Origin of the sequence: Cellvibrio sp. pealriver (genome assembly GCF_001183545.1) — a bacterium.
Classification (GTDB): domain Bacteria; phylum Pseudomonadota; class Gammaproteobacteria; order Pseudomonadales; family Cellvibrionaceae; genus Cellvibrio.
The window spans coordinates 4422401-4425814 of the sequence record NZ_KQ236688.1 but is presented as its reverse complement, the minus strand read 5'-3'; the positions used below and the strand labels follow the sequence as shown (position 1 = coordinate 4425814).

At 50.3% G+C, this 3414-nt stretch carries 1 tRNA gene and 1 rRNA gene (1 of these 2 running past the window's edge); both read right to left on the bottom strand.

Annotation, left to right across the window (positions count from 1 at the left end):
• Positions 1-204 precede the first annotated feature (204 nt).
• Positions 205-3092: ribosomal RNA gene (locus VC28_RS19225) — 23S ribosomal RNA — on the bottom strand.
• 289 nt (positions 3093-3381) lie between these two features.
• A tRNA-Ala gene (locus tag VC28_RS19220) sits at positions 3382-3414 on the bottom strand (it continues 43 nt past the right edge of the window).

Sequence of the window (3414 nt, the reverse complement as noted above, 5' to 3'; positions counted from 1 at the left end):
GGTGGTTCCAACTTGCTATGGTCGTCAAGCAATTTTGTATGAGTTCGAAGGTCTTATGACATCTATTATGTCGGCCTTGATTGACTCAAATAGGGTGGCGGAACGTAAAGTTTGCTGGCTGTATTTTACAGCATTTGGATGCTTGCGTATCGCACAAGTCCGGACTTTCTGAATCGTTTAACCGTTAACAGTCGATTCTGTTATATGGTCAAGCCGCACGAGCAATTAGTATTGGTTAGCTCAACGCCTCGCAGCGCTTCCACACCCAACCTATCAACGTCGTAGTCTTCAACGGCTCTTTAGGGGGCTTAAAGCCCCAGGGAGATCTCATCTTGAAGGAGGCTTCCCGCTTAGATGCTTTCAGCGGTTATCCCGTCCGCACATAGCTACCGGGCAGTGCCATTGGCATGACAACCCGAACACCAGAGGTGCGTTCATTCCGGTCCTCTCGTACTAGGAACAACTCTTCTCAAATCTCCAACGCCCACGGCAGATAGGGACCGAACTGTCTCACGACGTTCTAAACCCAGCTCGCGTACCACTTTAAATGGCGAACAGCCATACCCTTGGGACCGGCTTCAGCCCCAGGATGTGATGAGCCGACATCGAGGTGCCAAACACCGCCGTCGATGTGAACTCTTGGGCGGTATCAGCCTGTTATCCCCGGAGTACCTTTTATCCGTTGAGCGATGGCCCTTCCATACAGAACCACCGGATCACTAAGACCTACTTTCGTACCTGCTCGACATGTCTGTCTCGCAGTCAAGCGTGCTTTTGCCTTTACACTAACCTCATGATTTCCGACCATGATTAGCACACCTTCGTGCTCCTCCGTTACTCTTTGGGAGGAGACCGCCCCAGTCAAACTACCCACCATACACTGTCCGTAACCCCGATAAGGGGCCGACGTTAGAACCTCAAACATACCAGGGTGGTATTTCAAGGACGGCTCCATCGAAACTAGCGTCTCGACTTCAAAGCCTCCCACCTATCCTACACAGATAGGTTCAAAGTTCAGTGCAAAGCTATAGTAAAGGTTCACGGGGTCTTTCCGTCTAGCCGCGGGTACACGGCATCTTAACCGCGATTTCAATTTCACTGAGTCTCGGGTGGAGACAGCGCCCCCATCATTACGCCATTCGTGCAGGTCGGAACTTACCCGACAAGGAATTTCGCTACCTTAGGACCGTTATAGTTACGGCCGCCGTTTACCGGGGCTTCGATCAAGAGCTTCGCTTGCGCTAACCCCATCAATTAACCTTCCGGCACCGGGCAGGCGTCACACCCTATACGTCCACTTACGTGTTTGCAGAGTGCTGTGTTTTTAATAAACAGTTGCAGGGGCCTGGTATCTTCGACTGCCAGTAGCTTACGGAGCAAGTCCTTCACCACCAGCAGTGCACCTTCTCCCGAAGTTACGGTGCCATTTTGCCTAGTTCCTTCACCCGAGTTCTCTCAAGCGCCTTGGTATTCTCTACCTGATCACCTGTGTCGGTTTGGAGTACGGTCTCTTTTTACCTGAAGCTTAGAGGCTTTTCTTGGAAGCATGGCATCAAGCACTTCGTGTTCCGAGGAACACTCGTCATCAGTTCTCAGCCTTAGCATCCCGGATTTACCTAAGACACCAGCCTACGACCTTAAACACGGACAACCAACGCCGTGCTGCTCTAGCCTTCTCCGTCCCCCCATCGCAGTAAAAAGAGGTACAGGAATATTAACCTGTTTCCCATCGACTACGCATTTCTGCCTCGCCTTAGGGGCCGACTAACCCTGTCCCGATTAGCGTTGGACAGGAACCCTTGATCTTCCGGCGGGGGAGTTTTTCACTCCCCTTATCGTTACTCATGTCAGCATTCGCACTTCTGATACCTCCAGCATGCTTCTCAACACACCTTCGACGGCTTACAGAACGCTCCCCTACCCCACATACAAAGTATGCAGCCGCAGCTTCGGTTGCTAGTTTTAGCCCCGTTACATCTTCCGCGCAGGCCGACTCGACTAGTGAGCTATTACGCTTTCTTTAAAGGGTGGCTGCTTCTAAGCCAACCTCCTAGCTGTCTAAGCCTTCCCACATCGTTTCCCACTTAACTAACATTGGGGACCTTAGCTGGCGGTCTGGGTTGTTGCCCTCTTGACAACGGACGTTAGCACCCGCTGTCTGTCTGCCATGATTGCACTCCAGGGTATTCGTAGTTTGCATGGGGTTGGTAAGTCGGGATGACCCCCTAGCCCAAACAGTGCTCTACCCCCCTGGGTGAGACATGACGCGCTACCTAAATAGCTTTCGGGGAGAACCAGATATCTCCCGGCTTGATTAGCCTTTCACCCCTATCCACACGTCATCCCCAAATTTTTCAACATTTGTGGGTTCGGTCCTCCAGTAAGTGTTACCTCACCTTCAACCTGCACATGGATAGATCGCCGGGTTTCGGGTCTATTGCCAGCGACTGAACGCCCTATTAAGACTCGCTTTCGCTACGGCTCCCCTATACGGTTAACCTTGCCACTGACAATAAGTCGCTGACCCATTATACAAAAGGTACGCAGTCACACCACGAAGGTGCTCCTACTGCTTGTACGCACACGGTTTCAGGATCTATTTCACTCCCCTCACAGGGGTTCTTTTCGCCTTTCCCTCACGGTACTGGTTCACTATCGGTCAGTTGGGAGTATTTAGCCTTGGAGGATGGTCCCCCCATATTCAAACAGGATATCACGTGTCCCGTCCTACTCGTTTTCATGACTAAGGCATTTTCGTGTACGGGGCTATCACCCTGTATCGCGGCACTTTCCAGAGCCTTCCACTAATACCAAAGCCACTTAAGGGCTGGTCCCCTTTCGCTCGCCGCTACTGAGGGAATCTCGGTTGATTTCTTTTCCTCCGGGTACTTAGATGTTTCAGTTCCCCGGGTTCGCTTCGTACAGCTATGTATTCACTGTACGATACCTACTAAAAGTAGGTGGGTTCCCCCATTCAGAGATCTCGGGATCACAGCTTGTTTGCCAGCTCCCCCGAGCTTATCGCAGGCTCCTACGTCTTTCATCGCCTCCAACTGCCTAGGCATCCACCGTGTGCGCTTAATCGCTTGACCATATAACACAAGCGACTGCTTTAACGATTTACAACATTGATACGCTCACGATAATAAGCGCATCGCATGAGTATGATTCGCCGGACTTTTGCGTAGAGATACACAAGACATCCATAAATCAGCAATTTTATTACTTTACATTCCACCTTGTTAAAGAGCTTCTGGCGTAAAAACCAGTCAATTAACTTCTTTTCTTTTAGACACTTATCGATTCCTTAAGCCGGAACGTAAAGCATTTAAAGAGCAGACATTAATTGACTGACTTCTTTTTTAATCAATAAAAGATAATTGGTGGAGCTAAACGGGATCGAACCGTTGACCT